Genomic DNA, 25,919 nt, shown 5'->3' on the forward strand with positions numbered 1-25,919 from the left:
TTCCCTGTTCCCTGTTCCCTGTTCCCTGTTCCCTGTTCCCTGTTCCCTGTTCCCTGTTCCCTGTTCCCTGTTCCCTGCTATACGTGACAATTTAGACTTTTATTTTATGTGAGGAATGAACTGTGAAACAGTTTCATAATAGTGTTTTCGTATCAAGTGCAGCGGCTTGTGTACTCTTAGCCGCCCAACCAGTCCTAGCAGAATTAACACAAATTACTGATGTCAAACTCAATCCCATTGAGGGCGGAATCAGTGTTATTTTAAAAACTGCTGCCGGCAATCGTCCCCAAGTATTTACAACTAAAAAAGATAAATCCTTAATTGCAGATGTAATTAATGCCCAACTGCGTCTACCCAAAGGTGATAACTTCCGTCAAGAAAACCCCGCACCGGGAATCAAGATTATTGAAGTTAAACAATTAGATGCTAATAGCATTCGGGTAATAGTCACAGGTGTTGATGATGCACCCAGCAATCAGCCCGTCATGCGAAAGGATAATAATCTTACCCTTGGCTTTACCACCACCACAAATTCAACAGCATCAACCGCCACTAAGCCCATAGAAAAAGTATCAGCAGCCCCAGCTACCACACCTGAATCTAAACCCGATGAACCAGGTAACCCTCCAGATGTCCTAGTCCCTAATCCCCAAGTCACCATTGACGGTAAAATTGCCCAATCCGCAGGACCAAATCAACCTTATAACCAAGCGCCTCCTTTTTTACCCAGAGCCGTCGCTCCACCAGTAGGAGATATTACTCAATCAAATATTGATACATCACCCACCGTGATTGATTTAGGTACTCAAGAACGAGTTCCCCGCTTGGTATTACGTGATGCACCTGTGAGAGAGGTTTTATCACTGTTAGCGCGGGCTGCTAATTTAAACGTAGTTTATATCGGTGGTGAAGCAGAAAAAACACAGGGTGCGGATGCAACAAAGACTTCTCAAACAATTTCTCTGGATATAGAAAACGAACCTGTGCAAGATGTCTTTAACTATGTACTGCGGTTGAGTGCTTTAGAAGCTAACCGCACGGGACGGACAATTTTTGTCGGGACTAAATTACCTAACTCCACCCGTGATACTGTCATGCGGAGTTTACGACTAAATCAGGTAACAGTGGGAGTTGCTTTAAACTTCTTGGTGGCTTTGGGTGCAGAAAGTGCCGTGAGCCGAGAAAGATTGGTTACGAGTGTCAATGCTGTAACTGTTGGGACTGGAGTAGCTCCCATTACCCAAACTCAAACAACCACAGAAACAAAAGTCGAAACTCAACGGATTACTTATCAAGATTCAACACCTTTATTGAGAGGATTACAAGCTTCAGGAGATGAGCGCACCAATTCTGTGACATTGATTGGTAATCCTAAGATGGTGGAAATGGCAGTATCTCAATTAGTACAGCTTGATGTCCGTCGTCGCCAAGTGGTAGTGAACGTCAAAATTATTGATGTCAACCTTTTAGGTATTCAAGACTCTAACTCTAGTTTTTCTTTTGGTCTTGGTAATAGCTACTTTACCAGTGATGGTGGTGCAGCAACTTTCAATTTTGGTGGTTCTCGACCAGCTACAGGCAGTGAAGTAGCAAGTAGTGTTACCGAAACACCTATTACAACTAATCCACTTAGCAGTGCTAACATTTTTCTGGACAAAAGAGATTCCAGTACAGGTAATCCTACAGCAGGTGCAAGCTCTAATCCAGAAGTAACAGGTGTTAAAGCAATTACTCCTACTGAAATCACATACGAACTACCAAAATTATACCAGTTCCCTAAAAAGTTTCTGGCTAGTTTGACAGCACAAGTTACAAGTGGCAATGCCAAAATTTTGACAGACCCCACCCTAATTGTTCAAGAGGGACAGAACGCAACAGTCGCTTTAACGTCAGAAGTGTACGGGGGAATTAAAATAACGAATCTCCTGAGAGAACCTATCATCAAGAATGCGGGGCTAACCCTGACAGTGAAAGTAGAAAGAATAGATGATAATGGTTTTGTTTCTTTGTCTGTTGCCCCTACTGTGTCTTCTCTGGCTGGGACAACAAGTAGTCCTGATGGTGATATTACCCTGTTAGCTTCAAGAAGTCTGGCATCTGGTCAACTTCGCTTGCGAGACGGTCAAACACTGATTCTTTCAGGTATTATTCAAGATTCAGACCGGACAACTGTTTCTAAACTGCCTATCTTAGGTGATATTCCTCTACTAGGTTCGCTGTTTAGAAAGTCCAATAGAACTAATGAACGCAGAGAGGTAATTGTCTTACTCACACCTCAAATTATGGATGACTCAGAGCGTTCTGCTTACGGTTATAATTACACACCTAGTCCCCAGGTACGGCAAATCTTAGAGCGTCGGGGGTTGAAGGTTCAGCCTCGCTAGTTAGTTCTTGGTGATTGTTTCCAAATACCCGATTTATGGGAGAAGTAAATAAGGTATCCCTGTTGACTAGGGCAGGCAGGATGCCCACCCCACAAGATTAAAATATTAATTGTGGGGTGGGCTTCTAGCCTGCCCATCTTATATTTAATTGTCTAAAAAAGTTAATTTCAATTACTAATTAACTCCACAGCGTCTCGTCCATCACTATCTTGTAGATAAACTTTGACAATTTCCTCTTTCGCTGTGGGTAACTTTTTACCAACAAAATCTGGATGAATTGGTAACTCCCGATGACCTCTATCTACTAATACAGCTAAACGAATTACCTCTGGTCTACCATATTCATTCACGGCATTTAAAGCAGCACGAATAGTTCTACCTTTAAAAATGACATCATCTACAAGTACCACTGTTTTTCCGGTCAAATCAAAGGGAATATCGGTTTTTTCTGGAGTTCTCAAGCCAATTTTATCAAGATCATCACGATAAAATGTAATATCTAAAGAGCCTACAGAAACGTTGACATCTTCGAGGATTTCTATTTGACGAGCTAATGAATAAGCTAATGGTACTCCTCTAGTGTGAATACCCAGAAGTAACAACTGAGATAAATCTCGTGTTCTTTCTATAATCTGAGAAGCCATTCGAGTTAATGTCCGACGCAGTTCTTCTGATGAGAGAATTTCAACTACTTTAGTAGACATAAGATTGGTAATTGGTGATAGGTGATAGGTAATTGGTAATTGGTGATTTCTCGTTTCTCGTTCCCATACTCTGTATGGGAATGAATTCCAGAAGGCTCTGCCTTCAATAACAGCAGAGGCAGAGCTTTCTCGTTCCCATACTCTGTGTGGGAATGAATGCTAGAAGGCTCTGCCTTCAATAATAGTAGAGGCAGAGCCTCTGTGATAGCATTCCCAGTCAGAGACTGGGAACGAGATAAATTGGTGATTTCTCGTTTCTCGTTCCCATACTCTGTATGGGAATGAATTCCAGAAGGCTCTGCCTTCAATAACAGCAGAGGCAGAGCTTTCTCGTTCCCATACTCTGTGTGGGAATGAATGCTAGAAGGCTCTGCCTTCAATAATAGTAGAGGCAGAGCCTCTGTGATAGCATTCCCAGTCAGAGACTGGGAACGAGATAAGGAGATAACTAAGGTATTAAAAATATTGCTAGTCCTAACCATAGTAAAAACGCATATCGGGTTAGTTGTAAAGCTTGATCAATAGAATCTGGCGTAATGGGATAAATAGGATCTCCTAAAAGTGGTTTCTCTTTAGCTATTCCACGATACCAATTTATGCCTCCCATTTGCACACCTAAAACCGCAGCATAAGCGCATTCACTCCAACCAGAATTGGGACTGGGATCTTTGATGGCATCCCGGCGACAAATTTGCCAAACTTTTACAGGTTGCAAGGATAATAATGATAAGGTTATCACTGTTAACCGACAAGGCAACCAAGTTAAACCGTCTTCCCACCGCGCACTAAACCAACCAAGATAAGTATAAGGTGCTTCCTTGTAACCGACCATTGAATCTAAAGTGCTACTAGCTTTATATGCTAAAGCCAAAGGGACAGCACCAATGATGGGGATGAATGCACCAATAATAGTATAAAAAAGAGGAGCCATTACGCCATCGGTAGCATTTTCGGTGACGGTTTCCAAAACTGCTCTGAGAATTTCTGCTGCGGAAAGATTGGCTGTATCTCTCCCGACGTAATTACTTAAAACCTGTCGCGCTGGTTCTAATTCTCCATTTTTTAAAGGTTGCAGAACTTCCATTGCTGCATTTCGTAAACTTTTGAAAGCAAAACAACTAGCTATAAGAATACTTTCTACGGCAATTCCTAAAAATGGATGTACCCATTTGGCGACTTGAACTATTATCCAACCCACCAAACCACTACCGATTATCACAATTATCCCTAAGAAAATGCCGGCGAGACGTTGAGAAAGAGGATTTTGACAATATTGGAGGGCGAGTTTACTCAAGCGAGAAATTACCCATCCCATGACTCGCACGGGATGAGGCCAACCCCAGGGATCTCCTATTAAGTAATCTAACAAGGCAGCGAAAACCAAAACAGCAGATGTCATTTATTCTTCCTTCTTTCTCCTGACTCCTGACTGGGCGCAGGCCCTGCGCCCCTACCTCCTGACTCCTTCACTAAACTACAAAATTGGTTTCTTCTCCTTGAGATGCTTGCCAACTACGGGCATCATAATAAAGGTCTGCGAGGGTAATATTGTACAAGGCTTCTTTTAGCTTTTGGTTGAGTCTGTTCCAGAGGCTGGATGTTACCCAATCTGCTGTTTGAGTAGGTGTGGGATTATTTAAGGGTAAGTTAGTAATATTTTCACCAACTGCTTCTAAAATTTGACCGATAGATATAAGTGCCGGTTTTTTGGCTAGTTTGTATCCACCATCGCTACCACGAATTGATGTAACTAATCCTGCTCGACGCATTTCGATGAGTAGTTTTTCTAGGTAGGGAGCAGGAATATTTTGACGTTTGGCGATCGCTCTGACAGATTCAGGTCCATATTTTGGACGTAAACTCAAATCTAGCAATGCTTTCACACTATAGTGTCCTCTTGTCGTTAGTTTCATATAGCAGTTATCATGAATTTTATTTTCCCAATCTCTCTTTCCTCGTCCCTACCTGATTTGATAATTTGGCAAATCAAATAACAATACTACATAAGACTCCCATTTGATGCTTGAAAAAATTCATTACACATCTAAGAGCTATTTTCTCCTGTTCCCCCTTCCCTGCCTACATCAATAAATTGATATCTTCTTGACTATTGCTATATCTATAGTAGCTATCAACATCATCGTAATTATATTTCCTATAATTTTTTAACAAAATTGATAATAGTGCAACAATTTTGGCTATGAGTGTAATATACTTGGCTAGGCTGATCCCAAAATTAAAGGATTATGTTCCTATTAGTTCAATGTCGGCTAAAATAAAATCCACTTGACAACTTCAAAAATTCATTTTCGACCTAAGTTGATGCCTAAACAGAAAAAAATTGAACCCCTCGTCGGCGAAGAACTGCTCAAAAAAGTTAAAGAGCTAGAAGCCATCAGCAAAGACGACAAAGCTAAACAGTGTGGCTACTATACCATTACCAAAAATGGTATAGAGCGCGTCAATATGATGAAATTCTTGAATGCCCTAATTGATGCGGAGGGTATTCAGTTGGATAGTTCACCTAGTGCTAATGGACGTGGTGGACGCAGTGCCAGCTATAGAATTAGTGTCCAACAAAATGGCAATTTATTAATCGGTGCAGCTTACACAAAACAGATGAATCTTCAGCCTGGGGATGAGTTTGTCATTACTTTAGGGAAAAAGCATATTCGACTGCGGCAAGTAGATTTGGAATCCACAGAAGATGCCGAAGTAGAAGCTACAGCTTAATGAATATTCATTAGTTAGTTGTAGGTTGTCAGTTGTCAGTGGTTGCGTTTTAACCCTGACTGCTGAATAACTGACTGATTACCAAAATTGGCAGAACAGGCAACAGCTAATAGTGATAAATCCTGATTCCTATGCCTTGCAAAAAACTTGGATGGCTAATGTCACGCTATCAGCCAACCCCACATAAAAAAGGCTGCTGAATTCAGCAACCCCAATATTGAGCAACATTGTGTTTTTAATCAATAGATGCCAATTTAACCGGTTGTAAAGATTTTGTCGTATCTACAATTTTTTTATTAATTTCCGACTTAATCGGATTACTACTACTAGAATTTATCTCTGGAGATAAGTTGTCTTGTCTCTCATCATAGCTAGGTTCATGGATGATCAGGCGATCGCACGGAATTGTATCTGATATAATCGCACTTGCCATCATCCCAGTATGAACTTCCATTTGTCCTTCTGGAGGCACTTCAAACACCAGCCTTTGTCCAGGGAAGACAACCCTTTCAAAGTACCAGTTAGGAATATTGGAGATACGCGCCACCTGGATTTTACTCGTGGCATTGACGTAGCAGCAGAGAATTTTCCCCGAATGCTCCGGTGGTAGAGGATCTAATATCTGAGCCATAACTGCTGAAGAGCTTATTTGCTCCACAATTTTACATTACATCAGTAAAGCTAACACCCGATGATCCCCGGTTACTGTAACTGCGACTACCAACTGCAAGTTTCTGCATTATTTCTATCTAAAGATATATAGAGATTATAAAAATTTTGTAAATAAATCTGTATTTACGTAACAAAATAGACGATAAATGAGAAGCTACATTTTTATTTACGCTAGAATTACTGTAAAGGATTTACAGCTAAGAATTTCACCCTGTTACCGCCAAAATTTACCATCTGGTAAGTTGAATTGTCTGTTGCATCTATCTCCAGAATTACCATAAAAAATCATCGCTAAATTCATAAACTCGATGTTATGGTGAATGTATGTCAGTAACCCAGCCCTAAAGGGACTGGGCTTGCAAGAGTAATCAAGCAAGCTGTGCTGACCAGACCACCCTGAGCTTAGTCTCATGGTAGCCGTTATTTGAGTCACGACACCCCGGAATGCGAAGCTAGTTCTCTGCTCTGTCATTTGCAATTAAACAGTTTTAAGGTCACTGAAACAGTGTTGCAAGTCTAAAAAGCTCTTATAACAGGTCGAAGCTAACATTACCCCGTAAGGGAGGCTCTTTGGAGCAAAACATTATGCGTACAGAGTTGGAGAGTTTGAATCGGTAATTGTCCCGTTGAAAGTACATTACAAGAGTACCCCGAATTTTTCAACTCCAAGGCGGTAATGAAGAAAAGAAATATTAAATTCAAGGCAGTTAAAACCGCACGAGTCGTTTCCCCTTCAGATCTGAAGACACTGAGTTTCCCACTTATCGCGAGGTTTTATGAAAATTTCGTTCATAAATCCCATCTATATATAACAAGCAAATTTTATGCAGTGCAGTTTTCACATTCACTTTGATCACTAACGGCAAAAGTTTTTGCATAGCACAAAACAACTGAAATGTCAAAGATAATGCTAGTCCAGTCAGCAGCAAATTCAAAATTCCTCTAGTCTTTTTCTCAACTACGGCAAGCATTACAGTTAAACCACGTATGAACGCAACTAAAATCCTCTACGTTCGCCTTCCCTGTAACCCTATCTTTCCTATTGGGGTTGTCTATCTTTCCGATCATGTCCACAAATTATTTCCCCATGCCGAACAGCGGATTTTTGACTTAGGCACAATCCCCCCCCTAGATTATACTTCCGCCCTAGACCGATGTATTGATGAGTTTCAACCCACCCTACTAGTCTTTTCCTGGCGAGATATTCAAATTTACGCCCCAGTGGGTGGACGGGGCGGCAATCCTCTCCAAAACGCCTTTGAATTCTACTACGCAAAAAACCCGTTTATAAAATTGCGTGGTGCTTTGGGCGGGTTGAGAATTTTTATTGCTTATTATGTAGAATTATGGCGCAATTTGGGACTAGTTAAACGGGGTTTAAAACGCGCCCAAAAATATCAATCTCAAGCCCGTGTAGTCTTAGGTGGTGGTGCAGTTAGCGTATTTTATGAACAGTTGGGTAAAAGCTTACCGCCCGGAACAATTATTTCCGTCGGTGAAGGAGAAACCCTACTCACAAAACTACTCAAGGGTGAAGATTTTCAGGATGAACGCTGTTATGTAGTGGGAGAAAATAAACCGCGTCAACGGCTAATTCATGAACAACCCACACCCCTAGAAAAAACAGTTTGTAATTACGATTACATCGAAACTATTTGGCCGGAATTTAATTATTACCTGCAAGAACAGGACTTTTATATTGGTGTCCAAACCAAACGCGGTTGTCCCCATAATTGCTGTTACTGTGTTTATACAGTAGTTGAAGGTAAACAAGTCCGCATTAACCCTAGTGATGAAGTTGTAGCAGAAATTCGAGAATTATATAACCGGGGTATTCGCAACTTTTGGTTTACAGATGCTCAATTTATCCCCGCCCGGAAATTCATTGATGATGCTGTAGAACTTCTCCAGAAAATCGTTGATTCGGGAATGTCGGATATCCATTGGGCAGCATACATCAGAGCCGACAACTTAACACCCCAATTGTGTGAGTTAATGGTAAAAACAGGCATGAATTATTTTGAAATCGGGATTACCAGCGGTTCTCAAGAACTGGTTCGCAAAATGCGAATGGGTTATAATTTGCGGACTGTTTTACAAAATTGTCGTGATTTAAAATCCGCCGGTTTCAATGATGTAGTTTCTGTTAACTACTCCTTTAATGTGATTGATGAACGTCCCGAAACTATTCGTCAAACTATTGCCTATCACCGCGAACTAGAACGGATTTTTGGGGCTGATAAAGTTGAACCTGCTATTTTCTTCATTGGACTCCAACCCCATACCCATTTAGAAGAATATGCCTTTAAAGAGGGTATTCTCAAGCCTGGTTATGATCCTATGAGTTTAATGCCTTGGACAGCCAAAAAACTCCTCTGGAATCCTGAACCATTAGGTTCTTTCTTTGGTGCGGTTTGCTTACAAGCTTGGCGACAAAATCCCAATGACTTCGGACGAGAAGTGATGGATATTTTAGAAGCCAAATTGGGTTGTGCTGATTTGGAAGATGCACTTTCTGCACCCATAGAAAAACCAGATAAACAGTTGGCAAGCGTATCTTAAAACTCCTGGCGATTAGCCCAGGTGATTAGAAATCACGGCTACACAAACAAAGTCCGCCTGCGCGGACTAATTAAAAATTAAGGGTTTGAAATAAAACCCACGCAGGTGGGTTTTGCCTGTGTAGACGCGGCTTATAAGCCGTATTATCGGAAATCCCCAATTAATTCCATGTTACAAGGTTCAATTCTCCAACAGTTAGAAGCATCTCACCGCCATAGTGCTAGACCTATTCATTTTGGCGTGTACTATAAAAATACCTTAGTGTCTCTTTGTCATGCTTTGGAAGATCATATTTTAACGAAAGATAATGATCCTTTTGTGATTACGGCTTTCCAGCAGGGTAAATGGTATCTGGAAGAGGCTCAAAGATACGCAGATATCGCAAAACACAGCCGGGAAATTGTCATTATGGCAACGGCTGATTCTGGTTTTGCTGAACATCCGACCGGTCAATTACCTAACATTGATTTGGTGGGACTAGCTGCTGATGATCCTGTGGCGCAGGAGTGGCACTTGATTATTCTAGCTCCCGATTACACGGCTATGGTAATTTGTCAAGAGTTATCTGAAGCTGACTATGGGAAAGATGGGTTGCCAACTTGCGATTTAGAGCGTAAATTCTATGGTTTATGGACATTTGAACCGGAATTGGTGGAGGAAACCGCAGAGTTAGCGATCGCTCACATTCAAGACTATCATCCTGAACTAGCGCTCAAACTGAGTCAATATAAACAAGCAATTCACCCAGCTATCTGTCCAGGCGAAGAAGTAGCTACCGTTGTCTCTCGTGTTGTTGATTACCTCAAAACCGGACAAGGTAACTTACCTGTGCTCACCGCATCCCACCAAAAATTTCTAGATCGTAACTTGGTATCTAACGAAATTCAGGCATTTTTGCGGATGGCACAGTTGATTGATCTAGCAGATAGCCGTAACCCTGTAGCCGCATCAGAAGTAGCATCTGTTGTTGAAACAATGGGGCAATTATTAGATTTACCCGCATGGCAAATTAAAAGATTACGCCTAGCTGCTCTCTTGCATCGCTTAGACCAACTGCAAAAAGCCGAAAGCCTGATTAGTCCCACTCATATAACAACAGCTTATCAAGAACAATCTCCTAGTTGTCCTCTGGCTTGTCCCCTCATCCCAGGAGCGCAAGCATTACGAATCATGCCACGACTACGAGCGATCGCCCAAATTATCACTCACCAAAGCGAATGGTGGAATGGTACAGGCGAACCTGCCGGTTTAGCTGGTGATGATATTCCTTTAGAATCACGAATTTTGTCATTGATAGCAGAATTTCAGCTACAAGTCAATCAGTATAAATACTCCAGCAAAGGAGAAGCAGAGATATTTACTCAAGCCCTAGATCAGTGTCGAAAACAACAATCTACCCGCTTTGATCCTAAACTTGTAGATACATTAGGTTTATTAGTGATGGGTTTACAACAGGGGCTTGATTTACCGATAATGACACCCAAGGTCAGCAGCGGTTTATGGTTACTTGACTCCCGTTGGGATGCCGACAGCAAAAGTAGTGAGCAGATTTCAGTGTACAGCAAATGAATATAGAAACCATTAGATTAGGGCAAAACAAACAACTCCCCGGTGTAAATTTAGAAGATGAGGATCTATCTCACCTAGATTTAAGGAAGATAAATTTAACAGGGGCTAAACTGGTGGGGACTGACTTCACTGGTTCTAAATTAGAGGGTGGTCATTTTGAAGGTGCAAATTTAATGGGGGCTAATCTGCAAGAAACCGACTTGCGGGCTAACCTGATGGGTGCAAACTTAATGCAGGCTAACTTGACAAGTGCGGACTTACGTGGTAGCAACTTACGGGGTAGTAACTTGATGGGAGCAATCCTCAACGATGCCTCTTTAGCGGGTGCTTTTTTAAGTGGTGCTAATTTGCATGGTGTAAATTTGCAGAGTGTTGACTTGCGATGTGCAGATTTACGAGGTGCAAATTTAACGGGAGCTAATCTCAAAGGTGCAGATTTAAGCGGTGCAGATTTGCAAGGTGCTGTACTAATTGAAGCGAATCTTGAAGAAGCAGATTTAAGAGCAGCAAATTTAGCAGGGGCTGATTTAACCGGAGCTAATTTACTCTGTGCTGAATTAGATGCAGTGAAGTTAAATGGAGCAAATTTAGATCGGGTGTGTTTGCGGGGAACAGTTTTGGAAGCTAGTACCGTCGCAGGACGAAATTAATAATTAGGGGGTAGAAACAGCGACAGATACAGTAACTTTACACCGAAAAAAGAATTAACCGCAGATAAAAGAGGATGGACGCAGATAAACGCAGATAAATTTGTACCTCAGCCGACTAGGAAATGCGGCGTTGCTGGATTAAGGCATGAAAATCAAAAATTCCATGTCTCAAATTCTTACTCTTTGCGACTCTGCGCCTCTGCGTGTTAGCGAAGCGGGGCGAAGCCTGATAAATTCATACTTTCATTCACCAATGCCGGAAGTGCTATATAGTTTCTTTTGGTTCTCGGATTAGGAAATAATGATATTGTTATGAGTGTTATTTCCGAGATTTAATAGTTCAATGAATATTATCTCCACCTCTATTCCTGATATCCTTCTCCTCGAGCCCCAAGTTTTCCAAGACTCACGGGGCTTTTTCTTAGAGTCCTACAATCAAAAAACATTCACAGAGAAACTGGGAATTACAGCCAACTTTGTCCAGGATAATCACTCAAAATCTGAATACAATGTGCTACGAGGCTTACATTACCAAATCATCCAACCTCAAGGTAAATTAGTTCGCGCCATTGTTGGTAAAATCTTTGATGTCGCAGTAGACATGAGAAAAAACTCGCCCACCTTTGGACAATGGGTAGGTTACGAACTCAGCGCCGAAAACAAACGCCAATTGTGGATACCAGCAGGATTTGCTCACGGCTTTCTCGTGCTTTCAGAAACTGCCGAAGTTTTGTATAAAGCTACAGATTATTATACACCAGCAGGCGATCGCGCTATACTTTGGAATGATCCAGATTTAGCTATAGATTGGCCTCTGAAAACACCCCCAATTTTATCAGCTAAAGATAGCAACGCTCCAACTTTCAAAAACGCCGAAGTTTGTCAACCACCCATCACTTCCCTTCGGGTAAGTGAGGGCTTGTAAAAGCCTAGTTGACCAGACTCAGTTCTTAACCGAACTACGTTAGAGGTAAGAGTTAAAGACCTACCAGAGGATGCGTAGCTAGTTCCCTGCTCTAGAACTTAAAAGTTAAACAGGCTTAAGGGTTAAACCAGTGCTTTTAAGATAGTTACCGACCTCTAACATTGTCAAAGCTAACATTACCCGCAAGGAGGCTCTTTGGAGCAAAATATTATGTCCAAAGTATTTGTTTTAGACACTGAAAAAAGACCACTAGACCCAATTAATCCAGCACAGGCTAGACAGTTATTGAGAAACAAAAAAGCAGCAATATTTAGACAGTTTCCGTTCACAATTATTCTCAAAAAATCCTGTCCTGACTCCCCAGTATCGTCCCTAAGACTAAAGATTGATCCTGGTGCAAAATTCACGGGAATGGCATTAATTAATGATTCAACTGGCGAAGTTGTATTTGCTGCTGAATTAAAACATAGAGGCTTTGCAATTAGAGATGCTTTAACTTCTAGAAGTCAATTAAGACGTTCTAGACGGGCCAGAAAAACTCGTTACAGACAACCAAGGTTCTTGAATAGAACCCGTCCAGAAAGATGGTTAGCGCCGAGCTTACAAAGTCGAGTTGAAAATATTAAAACTTGGGTTGAAAGATTGCGTAAACTCGCACCAATTAGGGCAATTAGTCAAGAATTAGTCAGGTTTGATATGCAGTTAATGGCTAATCCTGATATTCAAGGTAAGGAATATCAACAGGGAACTTTAGCTGGTTACGAAAGCAGAGAATACTTACTAGAAAAGTGGGGTAGACAATGTGCCTACTGTGGAGTGAAAGACGTTCCTTTTCAAGTAGAGCATATTCATCCACGAGCCAAGGGTGGTAGTAATTCAATTACAAATCTCACTTTAAGTTGTGAAAAATGTAACACTAAAAAAGGCACGAAAGACATCAAAGATTTCCTCAAAAAAGACCGTTCAAAGTTAGAAAAAATCTTGGAGCAAGCTAAAAGACCACTGGCTGATGCAGCGGCAGTAAACACGACTCGCTTGGCATTACTATTCGTTGTCAAAGCGACTGGATTACCTGTAGAAACAGGTTCAGGAGGGTTAACAAAGTTCAATAGAAGTCAGCAAAATCTAGAGAAAACGCACTGGATTGATGCAGCTTGTGTTGGTCAGTCAACTCCAATTCTCAATATCAAAGGTGTTAAGCCATTGCTAATTACAGCTAATGGTCACGGCACTAGACAATCTTGCCGAACTGACAAGTACGGTTTTCCTTCTAGATATGTCCCCAGGTTCAAATTTGTTAATGGTTTTCAAACCGGAGACATTGTCAAAGCTGTTGTCACAAAAGGTAAAAAGATTGGGGCATATATCGGACGAGTAGCGGTGAGGACTAGCGGTAGTTTCAATATCTCAACAACATCTGGACTGATTCAAGGTATCTCTTACAAATACTGTAAATCAATTCACAAAAAGGACGGTTACGAATATGGAAAATCAAAGATTTGTTAATTGCTCAACTGTCCCTTTCATTGTTTGTGCTGGCGCACAAAATTACTCAAGGGACGTTTCACAATTAACCCTCCATTCCTCCCATCACCAAACTGAGTACAGTTTTGGTGGGGGTCTCCTGGAGGTTTAGATGAATAAATCAATATTATTAATAGGTAGTAACGGACAAGTTGGAACAGAACTACAACATACCCTTTCATCCAACTACAAAGTTATAACAGTTGCGCGTCCGCAAATAGACTTAACTCAACCTGAAAACTTACGCCAAATTATCAGAGAAACCCAACCCGAAATAATTATCAACGCTGCTGCTTACACCGCAGTAGACAAAGCCGAAAGTGAACCAGAAATCGCTCACATAATTAATACTATAGCCCCCCAAGTTATTGCTGAAGAAAGTCAAAAATTAGGAAATTTTTTAATTCATATTTCCACAGATTACGTATTTGATGGTAACAGTAATTATCCCTATCAAGAAAACAAGATTACCAATCCATTGAGCGTATATGGACAAACAAAATTAGCCGGAGAAATAGCAATTCAAAATATTTGCCCTCAACATATAATTCTCCGTACAGCCTGGGTTTATGGAACTTATGGAAAAAGCAACTTCGTTAAAACCATGTTACGACTAGGTATTGAAAGACCGGAAGTTAGAGTAGTTGCCGATCAAATTGGTAGTCCTACATGGGCGCGAAATATAGCCTTAGCAATTACCCAAATTATCCCCCAATTAACATTAGAAACTGCGGGAATTTATCACTATACAAATAGTGGTGTAGCCAGTTGGTATGACTTCGCCATAGCTATCTTTGAAGAAGCAGAAAAACTCGGTTTCCCCCTCACCATCAAAAATATTATCCCCATTACCACTCCCGACTATCCTACACCAGCAAAACGTCCTGCTTATTCTGTCTTAGCTTGTGAGAAAATATCCAAAGTCTTGGGAACTTATTCTCCTCATTGGCGACAAGGACTCAGATTAATGTTAAAAGAATTACAAGAAAAATCTCTATGAAAGCCCTAATTTTATCCGGTGGAAAAGGTACTCGTTTACGCCCATTAACTTATACAGGAGCAAAACAACTTGTACCCGTTGCCAACAAACCAATTTTATGGTACGGCATTGAAGAAATGGCTACAGCAGGGATTACTGATATTGGTATTATTATCAGCCCAGAAACCGGGGAAGAAGTCAAGAGTAAAACCGGAAATGGTGAAAAGTTCGGCGTTAATATTACCTATATTTTACAAGAAAAACCGGCAGGATTAGCACAAGCTGTCCAGGTTGCCCGTCCTTTTTTAAAAGATTCACCCTTTGCCATGTATTTAGGTGATAACCTAATTCAACAAGGTGATTTGAGTTCATTTTTAGATAAATTTACTCAACAACAACCAGATGCTTTAATTCTGTTACGGGAAGTCACAAATCCTAGCGCTTTTGGTGTGGCAAAGGTAGATGAAAAAGGCAGAGTATTACAATTAATTGAAAAGCCGAAAATTCCGCCTTCAAACTTAGCATTGGTAGGGGTTTATTTCTTTTCACCAGTTATCCATGAGGCAATTTCTCTGATTAAACCTTCAGCTAGAGGAGAATTAGAAATTACTGATGCAATTCAATGTTTAATAGATCAAGAAAAAGAAGTTTTAGCCTGTAATCTTGACGGTTGGTGGTTAGATACAGGTAAAAAAGATGATTTATTAGAAGCTAACCGTCTCATTCTTGATACCTATTTAACAAAATCAATTCTGAGTGATATTGACTCTACAACCCAGATTACTGGAAGAGTGGAAATTGGCGTTGGATCTAAAATTACCAACTGTACAATTCGCGGACCTGTGATCATTGGTAATAACTGTTATTTAGAAAACTGTTTTATCGGTCCTTATAGTAGTATTGCCGATAATTCAACCCTGATAGAAACGGATTTAGAACATAGTGTAGTTTTAGAAGGTGCTAAAATTACGGGTATTCAACAACGAATTATTGATAGTTTAATTGGACAACGCGCCCAATTAAGTATAGCCCCTCGTCGTCCTAAAGCATTACGGTTTTTAATTGGTGATGATTCGCAAATTGAATTAACTTAAAGAAAATAGGTATCATTTTAGATACTGTACCAATATTCCATAAAAAGGCTGGTTTTAGTAATATTATAAATACTTTGCTAGAACTGGCTTTTATATCAATATTTTCTGTCATGATTATTTCTTTTTATCTTTAGGACTTACGCACAAGTTACTAAAAACGAACCACAGAGAACACAGAGAACACAGAGGAATGAGAGTTTGAGATCGAGTAAGTATCTACCATTCATCAAAGTCAACCTTTTCACAATCTTGTTTTATTGCTTCACTCATTAGCTGTAAGTCTTCTTTGGGTATTGAACCGGCAAACTTTAGTAATTCTTCACCGGGAACACCTTTGATTTTTGATTTTGTTAAATTGCGGGCAAATTCCAGGACTTGATATTGCAAGTCTTGAGGTATTATGTTTAATTGTTGAATAATTTGATCAGAAATAGATGTAGTCATAATTTCCTTGAATTTTGACTTTGAATGAGTGCAAATTAAACTACTGTTATCCGTGCATTATCTCTCAATTTAGGTTTGACTGTAATTTCTACATCAATTCCCAAAGTATTGAGAAATCTAAACATTCTTTCTAGAGAAAAACCTGTAAATCTTCCTCTCATTAAAGCAGAAACTTTTGGTTGATCAATTCCTAATAATTCGGACGCTTCTGCTTGGGTGATATGACGTGCAATAATAGCATTACTGATTTTACGTGCAAGTTCTGCTTTTACTAGCATTTCCTCTGGGTTGGGTAAATCTAAATCAGCAAATACGTTACCGCTACTGGTTTTTATTTCAATCTTTTCTGTATTGTAATTGTGCATCTACTTTAATTACTCAATTACAGGGATTTGCATATCAATTTCTTGAAATTTATTGCAGGATATGTAATCCATGAACTATACCACCTTCAGAATCAAACCTTTGCTGAATGATAGAAAAAAATCTACTATCTCCCTTTTCAAAATTCCTAAAAATGGCGTAAGCAATTATATCAGCAAGTTGAATTAATCTCGAAGCTTTTGAGTCTAAAAATAATGGTACTTCAGAAAAATTTCTGATTACACCCCAACTGTAGCCAATAGTTCTAAAATCAGTTGCTAAAGATTGAATGGTTGTTTCATACGTAGATTTATCAAAAATGATAATACCTCTCTGTGTATTATCATGTTTATGAAGCCTTATCAAATATCTATCAAATCTACTAGCAAGTTGTTCAAATGCAACCTCAACAGGGTCTTTTGGAGATACTAAAGTCTTTTTAATAACACTTGCAAATAATCTGTTACTTGGGTGTGACTGTAAAAAAACCTGCAAAATATCTTCAATAGCTTTCTCTCTATCACTTTTAGAATAGCTTCTCCACTTTCCTCTACCACTTAGCATTGGACTACCGTGTAATTCAACTGATAAAGGATCTGCGGGGTCAAATCTAGCAGCAATTTTATCAAGCTGATCAGAAATCCAATAGCCTTGACGTTCAAATATACAAAATCCAGCCAGTACAAAATATTGCTGGTTTAGGTCATGGGTAGTGCCTGACTCATCTGCATACAGCAAGTACATGGCTGTTATGTATCCTTAGACAATAAAAATCAGTCAAGGGTAGACCTTGCTACCGCGATCCGAAAAAGTCAGACCTCTTGACTGCCATCTATATTATAGCATCTCAATCTAGTTTTGGTGTCGTGAGACAGCAATTCTCATTTTGAAAAAAATAAGATAAAATTCTCTTAATTTAAGTGTAAACCCTGTATTAAATTATTCTTTTTTAATAGATAATTATCATCCGACGCTGGAGATAGATAGGGTTTTAAAAATCTTTAAAAATCTAGACATGAAGAATTGATTTCAACTTACCAATCTAGCTGAAATTCTAAGCAAATTTATAGTTTTTTGAATAAATAACTTTCTCCTCCTCTTTCAATATATTGACATTTTTCAACCAGAATTTATTTTTTTAAATGGGACATATTCCCTGAGAATAAATGAGAAAAAATCCGACCAATCTTTAAACCAAATAAATTTTAATAGGCTACGCATATCATTAAAAAAAGAAGTTCGGGTTACTAATAACTCACGAACTTTCTGATAGGTATAATTAACTAAATCTAAAACAGTATGAAATAAAAAAGCTAATAAATTCAAAGACAATAATAACTCACACAAATGATTTTCTCCATGACCAAAGTTATGCTCTAAATTATAACCGTGATTTTTAAGAATGTTATTCCCTTCATTCTCAACTTTCCATCTGCTGCGTGCAGCCTTGACAATTTTTTCAACATTATTTTCAGTGATCTTATGATTAGTAATCCAATTATTTTGGTAGATGATTTTCTGTGTTTTTTCATTAATAACAGTTACTTCGCACCAATTAACTTCGAGACTGGAGTCTTCATCTTTTAAGGGAACTCTAGAAGCATAACGATAACGATAAATTAAATTTTTTCGTCCATCCCATTGTTTGGTTTCAACGGTTGCAACTTCTCCACTTTTTTCTAAGAAGTCTAGCCATTCATATACAGTTTTATGCGACGCTTCCAGACAAACAAAAATAAAATTATAACCTTGTTTTAGAGCTAGTTCACAAATAGGTTGGTGAGAGTACAAGTCGTCCCCTAAAAGAGTTGCAGCATAACCATACTTGTTTTGATGATTCTTGTTTAACCATCTTTTAACCGCTGCATTTTCACAATCTTGTTTTTGATGCCCATCTTGCTTTTTAATAAATTCTGGTTCTAAATTAATTACTTGTTTTTGATTAGGAGAAACTACAATGGGTGTGACACAGCCATGAAAATAAGTTGTAGTTCCATTTCGATGATTACGACAATTACAATGAGGGCAACTAATTTTTTTAGATGAGAAATATTCTGTCCCATCTAAAGCGATTAAAATTTCTTCATCTAAATAGACAAACTTTTTCAAAACTCCATTTTTATTTAACCATTCATAGACTTCTTGAAAAGTCATAAAGATAGTAGCGGCTGGAACTGGATCTAACAAATTTCTTATTTGATTATCACAGGGGATTTTCTTAATTGAAAATAAACTTTCTGCGTTATCTTTTCCTTTATTGCTTTTCATTAATCTTTGATGCTCTAAAAAAGACGCTGACTGCGTAAAAAAGATTGAAAATGCTGCCATCACTGCGTCTTCTACCTGATATTTCGTATTATTTCCAGGTTTTCTTTCATCAGGTAAATCATGTAATTGTTGACGTAAAAATTGCATTAATTCAGGAATTTCTAGTGTCGCTGTCTTTGGAGTCATGTTTGAGTAATTTGATGCACTATCAGATTTTTAACTCACCGATTTTACATCATCTGACAACAATTATAAATTTTTATTTCCCTTGGATTCCCTATTCTAAAACCCGAACGATAAACTGGATTTTCCCCATTCGTTGTCAAGCAATCTCTCTAGTTTATTGAGTATTCATACTTATTTTTCAACCCGACTGTTTTTTTAGCCAGAGGCAATGGCTAAAAAATAGTTACTTTGTACTATATTTTGAATTCCAAAATCGGGGCTAATACTTTATTTTTCTCAAAATGAGAATTGCTGGTCGTGAGAAGAAGATTAGGGAAATTGCTCAAAAACTTAATTATGTAAGGTTTTGTTACTCAACCCAATCTTGTATATTAGAGGTCTTTTTGCATATTTTTAAGATTTTCTAAGTCTTGTTGATGAATATTATGTTGTCTCTCAGTTAGCCATACATAAAAATCTTGAATTATTTGATAATATTCATTAGCTAAATCTACAAGTGAAAAACTGTCTCCGAGATTTTCTAAATATGGTTTTGAGTCCCCCCATTTCTTCCACTTTAGTAGCTCCTTAGTATCGATCTGCATAGTGAATTTCATATCCTCTCCAAAAGCAATCTGTAAATCAGGTATTGGTAAAGTGTAATGTTGAGTGTAGTTACGTAAATTTTGTATGAACTTTTGGATAGGATGATTTGCTAAATCTGCTTGAAGCTTATTTTGATATTTTGATACTCTTGATTAAATTCATGATCTGCCGGATATAAGAGACTTCCAAATAAAAAAATGTCCCAAAACTGATGCAGAAATTCTCTCTCTGTGTACTCTGTGCCTCTGTGGTTCGTTTCTTAGGATAATTTATTTCTTGGAAGTCTCTAATCTATTAACAATTACTCTTGTATGATCTACTAATGATTTTGCAGATGAAAGGAAGTTATGAAATAACCTCGAACTTTCATCTATTAAAGCTTCTATATTTTCTCTTTTATTGTAAGAATACTTAACTAAAGGCTCATTTGGTGTTTTGAGATGCTCTAGATATTCTTGGAGTTCATTAAAGTTTCCGTTGAAAACACGAAAGCTCGCTTTCAAAGCTAGTAAGTTCTTATAAATTTCCATTTCTGGTGAATTTTGAAAAGTTTCAAAACGTTTAGCAAATTCAGTTTTAGTCATATAGTCTGTCATATTTTTATCTTTGATTGAGATTTTACTGTAAAATAAATAAAATAACACATTCTCACTTGTCTGCGTGAAACTCAATCAAAATCAACACTACACAAGACATTACAGTTAAAAGGTACTTGACTATTCCCATCTTTGTAATTACAATGTAATCACCACCCTATCCGCAATTACAAAAAATGGGTACAGTAATCAAAACCCGAATAGTCAAAATCGGCAATTCTCAAGGGTTACGCATCCCCAAAACCCTATTAGAACAAAGTGGAATTAACTCGGAAGTAGAAATAGAAGTTCAAGGAAATCATCTCATTATTCGCCCAGTTGAACAAGTCAGAAAAGGTTGGGAAAAAGCATTTATAGAAATGGCAGAAAAAGGCGATGATATCTTATTAGATGATATCAACACAACAGAATGGGATAAAGATGAATGGCAATGGTAGTCAACAGATTTGATGTCTTCCTAGTTAATCTTGATCCTACCATTGGCAGTGAAATTAAAAAAACACGCCCTTGCTTAATAATCTCACCCAACGAAATCAACCATCATATTTCTACCGTAATAGTTGCACCAATGACAACAAAAGGGCAACCATACCCCACAAGAGTGACCTGTCAATTTCAAGGAAAAGAAGGGCAAATTGTACTTGACCAAATTCGCACAGTAGATAAAACTCGACTAATCAAACTTCTAGGTCAAATTACCACAGAAGAACAAAAAGCCGTTTTGGATATCTTAGCGGAAATTTTCGCTGAATAAAATCAAGACGCAGAAAACGCCTTTTGCGCCTTTTGCGTCTCTGCGTGAAAAAACCCCTTTACACCATCTCAGAAGTCTGCACCGTAGCTTGTTTTCAAAACCCAAAAATTAAAAATCCAAAATTATTTTTTTTGAATTTTTAATTGTTTAAGTTCCTACCACACCAGAGTAAATTAAACCCCGCTGTATATCCAAAGTCAAAATTGCACCATCCTTAATTACTTGTGTCGCATCATTTACGCCTACAATTACTGGTACACCGAGACGTAAACCAATAACTGCGGCGTGACTGGTGAGACTTTCCTCTTCAGTAATAATCCCCCCGGCTTTGCGAATTGCTTCCACAAAATCAACACCAGTGCGGGATGCTACCAAAATATCTCCAGGGTTAAAGTTACTGGCATCCATGGCATTATGAACTACCCTAGCGCGACCACTCACAGAACCTTGTCCCAGTCCAATGCCTTGACCTAGTACAGCAGTGACTATTTCTACCTTAATCAAGTCCGTTGACCCAGAAACCCCCTGAAGCGTACCAGCGGTCATGACCACTAAATCACCTTCAGTGAGGAGGTTTTTTTCCTGGGCGACATTAATAGCGGCTTGGAATGTCTGACCTGTAGAAGGTAGTTCTAACACCAACAGCGGTCTAACTCCCCAGACCATCTGTAACTGTCGGGCTACATTAACATGAGGTGTAATGGCTAAAATTGGCGTTTTCGGGCGAAACTTAGAAACGTTGCGGGCTGTAGCCCCGGTTTGTGTCAAAGTCATAATTGCCGCTGCGCCCAAATTCTCAGCAATTTGACCAACAGCTTGGCTAATCGCATTGGGAATAGAACGCCTTTTATCTCGTGATAGACGGGAATTGGTGTTCAGGGTTTCCTCTTGTTCAATCCGTTCGGCTATTCTGGCCATAGTGGCTACAGCTTCTATGGGAAAACTACCAACGGCGGTTTCATTGGACAGCATGACCGCATCTGTGCCGTCTAAAATGGCGTTGGCAACATCGGATACTTCTGCACGGGTAGGACGGGGGTTGCTGACCATGCTATCTAGCATTTGGGTAGCGGTAATAATGGGAATTCCCAGGCGGTTTGCTGTGGCAATGAGCCGTTTTTGTAGCACGGGTACGTCTTCCGCCGGTAGTTCCACCCCTAAGTCACCTCTGGCAACCATCACCCCATCACATAAAGACAAAACTGCTTCCATTTGTTCAATGGCCTCGTGTTTTTCGATTTTGGCAACTACAGGGACATTCTTGCCGGTGCTGGAAATTAGTTCTTTAATTTCGATAATGTCCTGGGGGTTGCGGACAAAGGAAAGGGCTACCCAATCAACTCCCTGGTCTAAACCAAACATCAGATCCTCGCGGTCTTTGTCGGTCATGGCTTTGATGGATAAGTAAACTCCCGGAAAGTTAACACCTTTGTTGTTGGAAAGTTTACCTGGAACTGTTACCCGACAATGTAAATCGCCTTTTTCGCGGTTAATTTCCTCCACTACCATTTCGACTTTGCCATCATCGAGGAGGATACTTGAACCGACGGGGACTTCTTCGGCTAAGTAATCGTAGGTAACACAGCTTATTTCCTGTGTTCCTTCTATGAGGCGATTTGTCAATGTGAAGCGATCGCCTTTTGCTAAAATTATCGAACCAGTTTCAAACCGCCCCAAGCGAATTTTCGGACCCTGTAAATCTTGCAGAATTGCTACCGGTCTATTCAGTTCAAAAGCGGTTTGCCGAATTAATCGAATACTGCGCTGATGGTCAGCATGAGTTCCGTGGGAAAAGTTGAGCCGTAGTGTTGTTGCACCCGCTTCAATAATCCCTTTCAGCATTTCTGGACTGCTGGTAGCAGGTCCGATAGTAGCAACAATTTTAGTTCGGCGCTGAGAATCTCTTAATTGCGTCATGGGCTGGGTTCAAAATTTTGGGGATCTACCTGGGAATTTATCGTCATCTTTTCTCATACCATTTAAGATCTGAGATTTTGGATCATGAAAACCTGACTGTATCAGCAAATCATTTTTCCATTGATCGCCATCTTTTTGCAAATGGTTATGAATTAAACAGACTCTCTCTTTTGGGTCACTACTATATCAATGTTATAAGCAGTTAGAGAGCTAATCATGGTATAGTTTTGATATCGTACACTAATCTGATCGGCCACTTTCTCCTCAGAAAGTTTTTTGTCTCAAAGCACTGCTTTAGCCAAGAATCATAGCCTTATTTACACATTCTTAACCACAACTCTGGATAAATCTTGCTTTACATAACTTTACTCTTCACTAAGATTAATAGTATGATCCGTAAAGATTGATTATGAAAGGAGTTAAGAATGATCACGTCGGAGGCACAAAAGCCACTGACAATTCCCCCCAAAGAACTTTTATCACCTCCTGGTGATTTTAATCCCACGCTATTAATGTTTTTAGTTGTGGTGATGATGTTAGTTTTGTCTAACTTTGGGTATTGGCTTTGGGAATGGCCGCATTGGTTGTGTTTTAGTGTCAATACTCTAGCGCTACATTGTTCAGGAACGGTGATTCATGATGCTTGTCACCAATCTGCCCATCGCAATCGAATTGTTAACGCTATGTTAGGCCATTGTAGTGCCTTGATTCTAGCCTTTGCTTTTCCAGTATTTACACGAGTACATTTACAGCATCATGGTAATGTTAATCATCCCCAAGATGATCCAGATCATTATGTTTCTACAGGTGGTCCCCTGTTCTTAATTGCGGTGAGATTTTTGTACCATGAAGTATTTTTCTTTCAAAGACGGTTATGGCGTAATTATGAACTACTAGAATGGTTTATTAGTCGCCTAATTATCATTACTATTGTTTATATTTCTGTCCAATATCATTTTTTGGGCTATATTCTTAACTTTTGGTTTATTCCCGCTTTCTTGGTAGGAATAACTTTGGGGTTATTTTTTGATTATTTACCTCACCGTCCTTTTGTTGAGAGAAATCGCTGGAAAAACGCCCGCGTCTATCCTGGCAAGGTTCTCAATATCCTAATTTTGGGGCAGAATTACCACTTAATTCATCATCTTTGGCCTTCGATTCCTTGGTATAATTACCAGCCAGCTTATTATTTGATGAAGCCATTATTAGACGAAAAAGGCAGTCCGCAAACTTCCGGGTTATTGCAGAAGCAGGACTTTTTGGAATTTGTCTATGATATCTTCATAGGTATTCATCTTCATCACTGAATTTAGTAATATTGAGGGCGGGGAGACCCCGCCCCTACAGGTTTTATGATTTGGACGGAAATTGATACCCGTATTAGCCAAGTTACTGGCGAAAAATTTGTTAGTCAGCAGCATTTATCCATTAGTGGTGGGTGTATTAATCAGGGTTTTGCTATTAGCGATCGCCAATTGACTTACTTTGTTAAACTAAATCAAGCTTCTCAAGTCTCAATGTTTGCAGCAGAGATGCTTGGTTTACAGCAAATGTCCACCACAGGAACTATCCGCGTTCCTGGTCCAATCTGTTGGGGAACTACAGGCAATTCTAGCTATATTGTCTTGGAATGGCTAGAGATGACCACTGGTAACCATAAGTCTTGGCAAGAAATGGGACGCAAATTGGCAGCAATGCACAAAACTACCAGTAATCAAGGTTTTGGCTGGGATATTAATAATACTATTGGTTCTACACCGCAAATTAACAATTTTTCTAACTCTTGGATTGAATTTTATATTCAGCACCGTTTAGGTTATCAATTTAAGTTAGCAAAAAAACGCGGCGGTAGTTTTCCATTAGCAGAAAAACTATTAGCAGCTATTCCCGAATTATTAGCAAATTATCAACTTCAACCGGCTTTAGTACATGGGGATTTATGGGGAGGAAATGCAGGTTTTACGGTTGAGGGTGAACCAGTAATATTTGATCCTGCAACTTATTTTGGTGATAGAGAAGTTGATGTCGCTATGACAGAATTATTTGGAGGTTTTCCGCCAACTTTTTATCAAGGTTATGAGGAGATATATCCTTTACATACAGGATATGAAACCAGAAAAACATTATATAATCTGTATCATGTTTTAAATCATTTTAATTTGTTTGGTGGTAGTTATAGTTCCCAAGCTAATCGGATGATTGAGAAAATTTTAAAGGTCTGAACTATTATTAATTTGATGGGGATGATTTTGAGTGATTGGCAATTTTCGTATTACTTTGTGTCGCTCCGAGAAAAACTTTTGTAGTCCATTTTCTCCACTTTCTGAAATTGCTAAATTAGCTGTTAGGAAGTAGAAGAGCGATCGCCACCAAAGCCGTTGCTAAATTAACCAGGGCTGGACGACTGAGGTTAAGAAAACTCTTCATCCTCCTTTATCCTCAAAGAATTCTGCTCCTGTTCCTTCAACAGTAGCAACTACCAATGCCCTGTCAAGAAATTCATTACGCCGTTCGCAAGATGTTTCCGCAATCAGTAAACACCCATGACAAGCAGCACCATGTAAAAAACGCTCCTCTTGCTCATTATCTGGTTTATGCTGGGCGCAAACCGGATCATTGGAGCATAATCATATCAAACCTGACTAATTCTTGACTAATTGCCCTAATTGGTGCGAGTTTATGCAATCTTTCAACCCAAGTTTCAATATTTTCAACTCGACTTTGTAAGCTCGGTGCTAACCATCCTTCTGGATGGGTTCTATTCAAGAACCTTGGTTGTCTGTAACGAGTTTTTCTGGCACGTCTAGAACGTCTTAATTGACTTCTAGAAGTTAAAGCATCTCTAATTGCAAAGCCAGAAATGTTTTAATTCAGCGGCAAATACAACTTCGCCAGTTGAATCATTAATTAATGCCATTCCCGTGAATTTTGCCCCAGGATCAATCTTTAGTCTTAGGGACGATACTGGGGAGTCAGGACAGGATTTTTTGAGAATAATTGTGAACGGAAA

At 39.2% G+C, this 25,919-nt stretch carries 24 protein-coding genes and 1 pseudogene; 13 read left to right on the forward strand and 12 right to left on the reverse strand.

Annotated features, from left to right (window positions below; genetic code table 11):
• The first annotated feature begins 122 nt into the window (after positions 1 to 122).
• Entirely contained in the window at positions 123 to 2,384 is a 2,262-nt protein-coding gene (locus HEQ36_RS24660) for a type IV pilus secretin family protein (protein WP_168635312.1), read from the forward strand.
• Between the two features lie 167 nt (positions 2,385 to 2,551).
• On the opposite strand, the gene pyrR is transcribed toward HEQ36_RS24660, so the two are convergent.
• The 3 genes from pyrR to HEQ36_RS24675 form a co-directional block, all read right to left on the reverse strand.
• A complete protein-coding gene (gene pyrR / locus HEQ36_RS24665) occupies positions 2,552 to 3,088 on the reverse strand; it encodes a bifunctional pyr operon transcriptional regulator/uracil phosphoribosyltransferase PyrR (protein WP_039200174.1) in 537 nt (178 codons plus the stop codon).
• Positions 3,089 to 3,536: 448 nt separating this feature from the next.
• A complete protein-coding gene (cbiB, locus tag HEQ36_RS24670; RefSeq protein ID WP_168635311.1) occupies positions 3,537 to 4,487 on the reverse strand; it encodes an adenosylcobinamide-phosphate synthase CbiB in 951 nt (316 codons plus the stop codon).
• A gap of 70 nt (positions 4,488 to 4,557) precedes the next feature.
• Positions 4,558 to 5,001 (reverse strand): RrF2 family transcriptional regulator, encoded by a 444-nt coding sequence (locus tag HEQ36_RS24675; RefSeq protein ID WP_039200160.1) that lies wholly within the window; start codon positions 4,999 to 5,001, stop codon positions 4,558 to 4,560.
• Positions 5,002 to 5,410: 409 nt separating this feature from the next.
• Here HEQ36_RS24675 and HEQ36_RS24680 point away from each other — a divergent pair, with 409 nt between their 5' ends.
• Positions 5,411 to 5,821, forward strand: a complete 411-nt coding sequence (locus HEQ36_RS24680) for an AbrB family transcriptional regulator (protein ID WP_053539336.1) — start codon at positions 5,411 to 5,413, stop codon at positions 5,819 to 5,821.
• A gap of 235 nt (positions 5,822 to 6,056) precedes the next feature.
• Here the strand turns inward: HEQ36_RS24680 and HEQ36_RS24685 are convergent, their stop codons facing one another.
• Positions 6,057 to 6,452, reverse strand: coding sequence for a DUF1830 domain-containing protein (locus HEQ36_RS24685; protein ID WP_053539337.1), 396 nt, complete (start codon positions 6,450 to 6,452; stop codon positions 6,057 to 6,059).
• A gap of 1,028 nt (positions 6,453 to 7,480) precedes the next feature.
• Here HEQ36_RS24685 and HEQ36_RS24690 point away from each other — a divergent pair.
• The 7 genes from HEQ36_RS24690 (at position 7,481) to HEQ36_RS24720 (ending at position 15,796) form a co-directional block, all read left to right on the forward strand.
• Positions 7,481 to 9,055, forward strand: a complete 1,575-nt coding sequence (locus HEQ36_RS24690) for a photosystem II high light acclimation radical SAM protein (protein WP_168635310.1) — start codon at positions 7,481 to 7,483, stop codon at positions 9,053 to 9,055.
• A gap of 168 nt (positions 9,056 to 9,223) precedes the next feature.
• Positions 9,224 to 10,624: a DICT sensory domain-containing protein gene (locus HEQ36_RS24695; RefSeq protein ID WP_168635309.1), complete on the forward strand. Its 1,401-nt coding sequence runs from the start codon at positions 9,224 to 9,226 to the stop codon at positions 10,622 to 10,624.
• Positions 10,621 to 11,274: a pentapeptide repeat-containing protein gene (locus HEQ36_RS24700; RefSeq protein WP_168466157.1), complete on the forward strand. Its 654-nt coding sequence runs from the start codon at positions 10,621 to 10,623 to the stop codon at positions 11,272 to 11,274. The genes HEQ36_RS24695 and HEQ36_RS24700 overlap by 4 nt, the downstream gene beginning before the upstream one ends.
• A gap of 343 nt (positions 11,275 to 11,617) precedes the next feature.
• Positions 11,618 to 12,199, forward strand: coding sequence for a dTDP-4-dehydrorhamnose 3,5-epimerase (rfbC, locus tag HEQ36_RS24705; RefSeq protein WP_168635308.1), 582 nt, complete (start codon positions 11,618 to 11,620; stop codon positions 12,197 to 12,199).
• A 210-nt stretch (positions 12,200 to 12,409) separates the two neighbouring features.
• The gene (iscB, locus tag HEQ36_RS24710; RefSeq protein WP_290708663.1) at positions 12,410 to 13,705 is read left to right on the forward strand and encodes an RNA-guided endonuclease IscB; all 1,296 of its coding nucleotides are present in this window, start codon (positions 12,410 to 12,412) and stop codon (positions 13,703 to 13,705) included.
• Between the two features lie 130 nt (positions 13,706 to 13,835).
• Entirely contained in the window at positions 13,836 to 14,723 is an 888-nt protein-coding gene (gene rfbD / locus HEQ36_RS24715; protein ID WP_168466155.1) for a dTDP-4-dehydrorhamnose reductase, read from the forward strand.
• Positions 14,720 to 15,796, forward strand: a complete 1,077-nt coding sequence (locus tag HEQ36_RS24720; protein ID WP_027403925.1) for a glucose-1-phosphate thymidylyltransferase — start codon at positions 14,720 to 14,722, stop codon at positions 15,794 to 15,796. Before rfbD ends, HEQ36_RS24720 begins: the two co-directional genes overlap by 4 nt.
• Before the next feature lie 216 nt (positions 15,797 to 16,012).
• On the opposite strand, the gene HEQ36_RS24725 is transcribed toward HEQ36_RS24720, so the two are convergent.
• The 6 genes from HEQ36_RS24725 to HEQ36_RS24750 form a co-directional block, all read right to left on the reverse strand.
• Complete coding sequence (locus HEQ36_RS24725; RefSeq protein ID WP_168635306.1) at positions 16,013 to 16,240, reverse strand: hypothetical protein; 228 nt, start codon at positions 16,238 to 16,240, stop codon at positions 16,013 to 16,015.
• Positions 16,241 to 16,275: 35 nt separating this feature from the next.
• Entirely contained in the window at positions 16,276 to 16,605 is a 330-nt protein-coding gene (locus tag HEQ36_RS24730) for a helix-turn-helix domain-containing protein (protein WP_168635305.1), read from the reverse strand.
• Positions 16,606 to 16,654: 49 nt separating this feature from the next.
• Positions 16,655 to 17,347 (reverse strand): DUF3800 domain-containing protein, encoded by a 693-nt coding sequence (locus HEQ36_RS24735; RefSeq protein ID WP_168635304.1) that lies wholly within the window; start codon positions 17,345 to 17,347, stop codon positions 16,655 to 16,657.
• A 375-nt stretch (positions 17,348 to 17,722) separates the two neighbouring features.
• On the reverse strand, positions 17,723 to 19,057 hold the full coding sequence (locus tag HEQ36_RS24740) for a hypothetical protein (protein WP_053538738.1): 1,335 nt from the start codon (positions 19,055 to 19,057) through the stop codon (positions 17,723 to 17,725).
• A 371-nt stretch (positions 19,058 to 19,428) separates the two neighbouring features.
• The gene (locus HEQ36_RS24745) at positions 19,429 to 19,641 is read right to left on the reverse strand and encodes a hypothetical protein (protein ID WP_152608813.1); all 213 of its coding nucleotides are present in this window, start codon (positions 19,639 to 19,641) and stop codon (positions 19,429 to 19,431) included.
• 270 nt (positions 19,642 to 19,911) lie between these two features.
• Entirely contained in the window at positions 19,912 to 20,238 is a 327-nt protein-coding gene (locus HEQ36_RS24750) for a hypothetical protein (protein ID WP_205748617.1), read from the reverse strand.
• Between the two features lie 176 nt (positions 20,239 to 20,414).
• Here HEQ36_RS24750 and HEQ36_RS24755 point away from each other — a divergent pair, with 176 nt between their 5' ends.
• Together HEQ36_RS24755 and HEQ36_RS24760 are read left to right on the forward strand one after the other, a co-directional pair.
• Positions 20,415 to 20,675, forward strand: a complete 261-nt coding sequence (locus HEQ36_RS24755; protein WP_039200169.1) for an AbrB/MazE/SpoVT family DNA-binding domain-containing protein — start codon at positions 20,415 to 20,417, stop codon at positions 20,673 to 20,675.
• Positions 20,663 to 20,992 carry a type II toxin-antitoxin system PemK/MazF family toxin gene (locus tag HEQ36_RS24760; protein ID WP_168636897.1) on the forward strand — a complete coding sequence of 110 codons (330 nt, stop codon included), beginning with the start codon at positions 20,663 to 20,665 and terminating at the stop codon, positions 20,990 to 20,992. Before HEQ36_RS24755 ends, HEQ36_RS24760 begins: the two co-directional genes overlap by 13 nt.
• Positions 20,993 to 21,139: 147 nt before the next feature.
• On the opposite strand, the gene pyk is transcribed toward HEQ36_RS24760, so the two are convergent.
• Positions 21,140 to 22,909, reverse strand: a complete 1,770-nt coding sequence (pyk, locus tag HEQ36_RS24765; RefSeq protein WP_053539350.1) for a pyruvate kinase — start codon at positions 22,907 to 22,909, stop codon at positions 21,140 to 21,142.
• A gap of 425 nt (positions 22,910 to 23,334) precedes the next feature.
• Between pyk and crtR the strand changes: the two genes are divergently transcribed.
• Both crtR and HEQ36_RS24775 read left to right on the forward strand, forming a co-directional pair.
• Positions 23,335 to 24,216, forward strand: a complete 882-nt coding sequence (gene crtR / locus HEQ36_RS24770) for a beta-carotene hydroxylase (protein ID WP_053539351.1) — start codon at positions 23,335 to 23,337, stop codon at positions 24,214 to 24,216.
• A 45-nt stretch (positions 24,217 to 24,261) separates the two neighbouring features.
• Positions 24,262 to 25,131 carry a fructosamine kinase family protein gene (locus tag HEQ36_RS24775; protein WP_205748616.1) on the forward strand — a complete coding sequence of 290 codons (870 nt, stop codon included), beginning with the start codon at positions 24,262 to 24,264 and terminating at the stop codon, positions 25,129 to 25,131.
• Positions 25,132 to 25,525: 394 nt separating this feature from the next.
• Here HEQ36_RS24775 and HEQ36_RS24780 read toward each other — a convergent pair.
• Positions 25,526 to 25,919 (reverse strand): annotated as a pseudogene (locus tag HEQ36_RS24780) (RRXRR domain-containing protein); the annotation flags it as partial.

The organism is Anabaena sp. 54 (genome assembly GCF_017355725.1).
GTDB lineage: Bacteria > Cyanobacteriota > Cyanobacteriia > Cyanobacteriales > Nostocaceae > Dolichospermum > Dolichospermum heterosporum.